The organism is Ruegeria marisflavi, assembly GCF_025673445.1.
Classification (GTDB): domain Bacteria; phylum Pseudomonadota; class Alphaproteobacteria; order Rhodobacterales; family Rhodobacteraceae; genus Ruegeria_B; species Ruegeria_B marisflavi.
Genome location: NZ_JAOVQN010000013.1, coordinates 132,095 through 139,285, shown reverse-complemented (window position 1 = coordinate 139,285; position 7,191 = coordinate 132,095). Strand labels below are relative to the sequence as shown.

The following is a 7,191-nucleotide window of genomic DNA, read 5'->3' as shown; positions in this document are numbered from 1 at the left end:
ACAGACCTCAGCTTTACGGCAATCATCAATGCCTGCGCCGCTCTCCTGAACTCAAAGTGAATCTCAACAGACCCTAGACTACAGGAAACCTAACGAAGCGCTACCTTTCCTAATTGGTAGAGATATGCGAGTCAAACTTTGGATTCTGTGAAATCAGAAACTTCTCCAATGATGTTGGACATTGCACTTATTGATCGACCCAATAGATCGGAGAAATCCTGTATGAGTGAATATAGAATTGATTTTTGATGTCTAATCGCTGGCGGATCATCGAGCTTTGGCTCCATTGTTCGAGCGAGATCATCAACGGATTTTTTCGTCTCTTCTGTGGCTTGACGAGAAGATTCAATGACCGCAGCCAAATCCAACAGTTCATGTAGCTCATCAGGAATTTTCTCGACCGCGACGACGAAACCTCGAGAAAAATCACTTAAGCCCTTTGAGAGGCAGGCATCGAGATCTGGAATCATGCTGATCAAAAACCGGCTGTAGTTCGACATCGATGCAAGAAACTCTTCGAGAGACTTCGTCATAGCAGGTGCGTTGACCTGATGTGACGAATTCATCATTTTCTTGTATGTTTTGGAGAAGGACCGGGTAGCCCGCCCGGTTCGATCTACGAAACTTTCAATTTTTTTCGTCGCCTGTCTTAGGTTTTCTCCACCGGAAGCAAGAAAGTTTTCAACTTGAACCGCCGGGTCGTTTTCAAGAAGTATCGTCCAGTTCTGTAGTGGATTGAAGCTACTCCCCTCGTATTCTTGCTGAGGTAGGCTATCGGAGTGAGAATCTAGTATAACTTTTACTGTATCGGTCAGGTGTTTTCGCAAGGCATGTTCGAAGCTGGCTCGTGACGGAAAACTGAAATGCAGCACTCCTCGCTCTTCGAGTTTCTTTTTGAATATTTGACGCTTTTGAAGATCACTTGGATCAATATGCGAGAGGTTTGGAGCGGACTCAGAGAAGTAGAACATTATCTCGGGCCGACTATTCTTTCGCCAACTTTCATACGCCAGCTCAAACTCTTCCTCGGTTCCAGAACCCCACTTTTTGGTTTCTGTTCCGAAACGCACGCCAAGAATTCCCAAGTAGATATCGTAGTCGATACCCATCTGTTTGTTGATTGTATCCTGAGCAGACAAACCGGCGGCAGGTCTAGTATGTGTTTCCCATCTAAGAACTTCGAGAACAAACCCGAGATGGTTTCCGAGATCGTGTGTTAATTGCTTGCAAACAGTCTCAACGAGATCGCGCTCTTCACTAAGCCCTCCAGGGGAGGACAAGAACACTGTAATCTTACGGACAAGGTTAGACATGGAAGCAATCCTAAGTTGCATTTTTCCCAGACTAGTATCTCTTCTTTAACCCTGCAAGCTGCACTCTTGGGGTCGCCCTTCGACTGGGGCCGAAATTGCCTGGCCCACAGAGTTGGTGCCAGCGAGAGTGTAGATGTTCATAAGACGCCTCGCCGCAAGCATTCACCCGTTATCATGCGTGTCCCGCATGACGGGTGAAAGCGCAAATTGCGGGCGTTGCCTCAGATAAAGGGGATCAGGGGAATGCCGTTGCAGGCGCTGAGCGCCAGCAGGCTGGCGAGAAAGAGGGTCAGGCGCATTGTCGCGCTCCTTGTGCTGCTGCGATGAGGGTAGCCTGCGGGGCAATCCCTTGCAGGTCAACAGCGCGGGGGGACTTCGGTCGGGGACTGCGGCCCGGAGGGCGCACCCACGCGGAGCTTCGGGGGACGCCGTCCCCCGGACCCCCTGGGAGAATTTTCGACCAGAAAGAAGCAGGAGAGAGCGGGTTTTCGCCGATTTCTCCTGATTTTAGGGTGTCAGCCCTGAAGGCTGCGCACCTCGATATCGCCTTCGGCCTGCGCCTTGATCGCCAGGGCGGCGGCATGGCTGCCGGCGGCGGTGGTGAAATAGGGAATCTTGTCGTAGAGCGCGATGGAGCGGATGGCCTTGCTGTCGCTCACCGCCTGGGCGCCCTCGGTGGTGTTCATCACCAGATGCACCTGCCCGTCCTTCAGCATGTCGACCACGTCGGGGCGGCCTTCGTAGACCTTGTTCACCACCTCGCAGGGGACGCCGTGACCAGCGAGCCAGGTTTGGGTGCCGCGGGTCGCCACAAGGGTAAAGCCCTGATCCACCAGAACCTGCGCGGCCTCGAGCATGGCGGCGCCCTTGTCGGCGTCCTTGATCGAGATGAAGGCGCAGCCAGAGGATGGCAGCACCATGCCCGCGCCCATCTGCGCCTTGAGGAAGGCTCGCGCAAAGGAGCGGTCCCAGCCCATCACCTCGCCGGTTGAGCGCATTTCCGGGCCGAGGATGGTGTCGACCCCGGGGAAGCGGGCGAAGGGCAGCACCGCCTCTTTGACCGAGAACCACGGCATGTTGGGATCGGCCAGCGTCATCTGGTCGGCGATCTTGGTATCTTCGCCCTCCTTGTAGGGGGGGCGCATCGGGAAGGCGCTGAGTTTCTCACCCGCCATGACACGCGCGGCGATGGAGGCGATGGCTGAGTCCGTGGCCTTGGCCACAAAGGGCACGGTACGGCTGGCGCGAGGGTTAACCTCGATCAGGTAGATCTCGTCCACGCCCTGCTCATTGGCCTTGATCGCGAATTGCACGTTCATCAGGCCAACCACGTTGAGGGCGCGGGCCAGCTTGTTGGTCTGATCCTTGATCTGCTCGATGATCTCGGGCGAGAGCGAATAGGGCGGCAGCGAACAGGCGCTGTCGCCGGAGTGCACCCCCGCCTCTTCGATATGTTGCATGATGCCCGCCACATGCACCGCCTCGCCATCGCAGAGCGCGTCCACGTCCAGTTCCACCGCGCCGCTGAGATAGCTGTCGAGCAGTACCGGGCTGTCGCCCGAAACCACCACCGCCTCGGCGATGTAGCGGCGCAGCTGATCCATGTCGCGCACGATTTCCATGGCGCGCCCCCCCAGCACGTAGGAGGGGCGGATCACCAGCGGGAAGCCGATAGTCTCGGCGATGGCCAGCGCCTGTGCATCGGTCGAGGCGATGCCGTTCTTGGGCTGTTTCAGGCCCAGCCGGTTGATCAGATCCTGGAAGCGCTCGCGGTCCTCGGCCAGGTCGATGGCGTCGGGGGTGGTGCCCAGGATCGGGATACCGGCCTGTTCCAGCGCATTGGCGAGTTTCAGCGGGGTCTGGCCGCCGAATTGCACGATGACGCCGTGCAGGGTGCCGTTCTGTTGCTCGACCCGCAGGATTTCCATCACATGTTCAAAGGTCAGCGGTTCGAAATAGAGCCGGTCCGAGGTGTCATAGTCGGTCGACACCGTTTCGGGGTTACAGTTGACCATGATGGTTTCGTAACCGACATCGGTCAGCGCGAAACAGGCGTGACAGCAGCAATAGTCGAATTCGATCCCCTGGCCGATCCGGTTGGGGCCGCCACCCAGAATGACCACCTTCTTGCGGTCGGAGGGGCGTGCCTCGCATTCCACCTCGCCCATCATCGGGGCCTCGTAGGTGGAATACATGTAGGGGGTCTGGGCCTCGAACTCGGCGGCGCAGGTGTCGATCCGCTTGAACACGGCGGTGACGCCCAGGTTGTGGCGGGCGCGGCGCACGTTGTCCTCGTCGCGGCCGGTCAGCTGGCCGAGGCGCGCATCGGTGAAGCCCAGCATCTTGAGCGCGCGCAGGCCTTCCTCGGTGGTGGGCAGGCCGGTCTTGCGCAGGACGCGTTCCTCTTCGACGATCTCGCGGATGCGGGCCAGGAACCAGGGGTCGAACTTGGTGACGCCAAAGATCTCGTCATCCGACAGGCCGTGCCGCATCGCCTGGGCGATGGTGCGCAGCCGGTCGGGGGTCTGGCGGCTGATCGCCTTGATCACATGCGCCTTGTCATCCGCACCCTCGACCGCGTCCCAGAGGCCGACGGAGAGGCCGGGAATGGTAACCTCGTCAAAGCCGGTCAGGCCCGATTCCATCGAGGCCAGTGCCTTTTGCATCGATTCGTGGATGGTGCGGCCGATCGACATCGCCTCGCCCACCGATTTCATCGCGGTGGTGAGGTAAGGCTCGGAGCCGGGGAATTTCTCAAACGCGAATTTCGGGATCTTGGTGACGACATAGTCGATGGTCGGCTCAAAGCTGGCCGGTGTCACCTTGGTGATGTCATTGTCCAGCTCGTCGAGCGTATAGCCCACCGCCAGCTTGGCCGCGATTTTGGCAATCGGGAAGCCGGTCGCCTTGGAGGCCAGCGCGGACGAACGCGACACCCGCGGGTTCATCTCGATCACCACCATGCGTCCATCATCCGGGTTCACCGCCCATTGCACGTTCGAGCCGCCCGTTTCGACCCCGATCTCGCGCAGCACGGCGATCGAGCCGTTGCGCATGATCTGGTATTCCTTGTCGGTCAGCGTCAGCGCCGGGGCCACGGTGATCGAGTCGCCGGTATGCACGCCCATCGGATCGACGTTTTCGATGGAACAGACGATGATCGCGTTGTCCGCCTTGTCGCGGACAACCTCCATCTCGTATTCCTTCCAGCCCAAGAGGCTTTCGTCGATCAGGATCTGAGCCACGGGCGAAGCTTCAAGCCCCGAGCGGCAGAAATGCTCGTAATCGTCGCGGTTATAGGCCACGCCGCCGCCGGTGCCGCCAAGGGTAAACGCGGGGCGGATGATCGCGGGCAGGCCGATTTCCTCGAGCGCGTCCATCGCCTGAGCCAGGCCCGCGCGGATGTCGTATTTGCCTTTGTCGTTCTTGGGGGCCGACACGATGGTTGCCTTGGGGTTTTCCAGCCCGATCCGGTCCATCGCCTCGCGGAACAGTTTCCGGTCTTCGGCCATTTCGATGGCATGACGCTTGGCGCCGATCATCTCGACCCCGAATTTCTCAAGCACCCCCATCTCTTCGAGCGCCAGCGAGGTGTTGAGGCCGGTCTGCCCGCCCATGGTGGGCAGCAGCGCGTCGGGGCGCTCTTTCTCGATGATCTTGGCGACCACCTCGGGCGTGATCGGTTCGATATAGGTGGCGTCGGCCAGGCCCGGATCGGTCATGATCGTGGCCGGGTTCGAGTTCACCAGGATCACCCGGTAGCCCTCTTCGCGCAGCGCCTTGCAGGCTTGCGCGCCGGAATAGTCGAATTCACAGGCCTGCCCGATGACAATTGGCCCGGCTCCAATGATCATGATCGACTGGATGTCGGTTCTCTTCGGCATGGCTGGCCCCTTTGATTTTCATGCGAGTCACGAGCGCCCGCCCAGCGCTCAAATTGTCGTGCGTTATAGGCGCCTCGGGGAAAGGTGCAAGAGGGATCGGAAAGCGGCGTGAATTTGCCGCTTTCGACTCTTTCGCCCGGGCGCGAAATCTCTATACCGCCTGCTCACGCCAAATGGCAGTGCAGACGGAGACCGGTAGTGCAGTTTCGCTTTGATCATGGGCCGTGCGGGCCGGGAACCGGATTCGCCGCGCCGCATGGCGTGATCCGGGCGGATAGCGCCGATCAGGTGCCCGATGCGCTGGCTGCGCTGGACTGCGCGCGTGCGTCGGGGGCATGGCTGGCGGGCTATGCCAGTTACGAGCTGGGTTATGCGCTGGAGCCGCGCCTTTTGGCGCGTATGCCCGGGGGGCGGCGCCTGCCGCTTCTGTGCTTTGGCCTTTATGACGCGCCCCAGGCACTGCCGCTGGCCGACCCGTCCGGTGGCATCGCCGATTTCGCCCCGCGCTGGTCCGAGCCGCGCTATACCCGCGCGTTCGACAAAGTGAAGCAGGCAATCGGGGCGGGCGATATCTATCAGGCGAACCTGACCTTTCCGGTCGATCTGCGCGTGGCGGGTGACAGTGCCGCGCTTTATGCTGCCCTGGCCGCACATCAGCCGGTGGGGCACGGGGTGCTGGTGACGCAACGGGGTCTGCCCGATATCCTCTGCCGCTCGCCCGAGCTGTTCTTTCGCACCGATGCGGCGGGGCGGATCGTGACACGCCCGATGAAGGGCACCCAGCCGCGCAGCGACGATCCGGCCGAGGATGCGCGCCGCCGCGCCTGGCTGGCGCGTGACGAAAAGAACCGGGCCGAGAACCTGATGATCGTCGATCTTTTGCGCAACGATATCAGCCGGGTGGCCCGGCCCGGTTCGGTGCATGTGCCCGAGCTGTTCCAGGTCGAGACCTATGCCACCGTGCATCAGATGGTGTCGCGGGTGGCCGCGCGGTTGCGGCCCGATGTGACTCTCTCGGATATCCTGCGGGCGCTGTTTCCCTGCGGCTCGATCACCGGCGCGCCCAAGATCCGCGCGATGGAGATCCTGGCCGATCTGGAACCCTGGCCGCGCGACATCTATTGCGGCAGCATCGGCTGGGCCGCGCCCGACGGTCGGTCGGACTTCAACGTGGCGATCCGCACCTTGCTGGTCGATGAGGGCGGCGCCACGCTCAATCTTGGCGGTGGTGTCGTCTGGGACAGCACCGCCACATCGGAATACGAGGAGGCGCTGTGGAAAGCCCGCTTTGCCCGCCAGCTGACCCTGGCTTTCGCCTGATCGAGACGCTGGGCTGGCACCCGGACGAGGGGCCGCGCCGGGGCGCCTTGCATCTGGCGCGGATGGGGCGTTCGGCGGCCACTCTTGAGATGCCCTTTGACAGGGCGCAGGCCCAGAGCCTGCTGACAGGGATCACCAGCCCGACACCGCTGCGCTGCCGCCTGACCCTAGACGCAACTGGCACTCTGGCGCTGGAGACCGCGCCGCTGCTCCCGAACCCGCCGCGCTGGCAGGTCGCGATCCATCCTGGCCGGCTTGCCCCGCACGACCCCTGGCTGCGCCATAAATCCACCCGGCGCGCGCTGTATGACAGCGCCCGCGCCGCCTTGCCCAAGGGTGTCGACGAATGGCTGTTTCTGAACACGGCGGGCGCGCTTTGCGAGGGCACTATCACCAATGTCTTTGTCGACACCGGAGCGGGCCTGCTGACGCCGCCTCTGGCGGCCGGTCTATTGCCGGGCATCCTGCGCGCCGAGATGTTGGCCGCAGGCCAAGCCCGCGAGGTCAACCTGACGCCCGAAGACTTGCATCAGGCCCGCGCGATCTATTGCGGCAATTCTCTGCGCGGGCTGATCCGCGCCACGCTCGTCGCCAGCGCGTAACCCGCTCTTTCCTCTTGCTGAAAATATCCCGGGGGTGAATTGGCCGAAGGCCAAGAGGGGGCAGCGCCCCCT

4 protein-coding genes are annotated in these 7,191 nt (G+C 61.3%); 2 read left to right on the top strand and 2 right to left on the bottom strand.

The genetic code is table 11. From position 1 onward, the window contains the following. Positions 1-131 precede the first annotated feature (131 nt). Both OEZ49_RS13885 and carB read right to left on the bottom strand, forming a co-directional pair. Positions 132-1,313: a DUF4062 domain-containing protein gene (locus OEZ49_RS13885; protein WP_263388868.1), complete on the bottom strand. Its 1,182-nt coding sequence runs from the start codon at positions 1,311-1,313 to the stop codon at positions 132-134. A 515-nt stretch (positions 1,314-1,828) separates the two neighbouring features. Continuing rightward, complete coding sequence (carB, locus tag OEZ49_RS13880) at positions 1,829-5,197, bottom strand: carbamoyl-phosphate synthase large subunit (RefSeq protein WP_263388867.1); 3,369 nt, start codon at positions 5,195-5,197, stop codon at positions 1,829-1,831. 198 nt (positions 5,198-5,395) lie between these two features. Here carB and OEZ49_RS13875 point away from each other — a divergent pair, with 198 nt between their 5' ends. Together OEZ49_RS13875 and OEZ49_RS13870 are read left to right on the top strand one after the other, a co-directional pair. After that, positions 5,396-6,517 (top strand): aminodeoxychorismate synthase component I, encoded by a 1,122-nt coding sequence (locus OEZ49_RS13875; protein WP_263388866.1) that lies wholly within the window; start codon positions 5,396-5,398, stop codon positions 6,515-6,517. Continuing rightward, positions 6,472-7,119, top strand: coding sequence for an aminotransferase class IV family protein (locus tag OEZ49_RS13870; protein WP_263388865.1), 648 nt, complete (start codon positions 6,472-6,474; stop codon positions 7,117-7,119). The genes OEZ49_RS13875 and OEZ49_RS13870 overlap by 46 nt, the downstream gene beginning before the upstream one ends. Positions 7,120-7,191 lie beyond the last annotated feature (72 nt).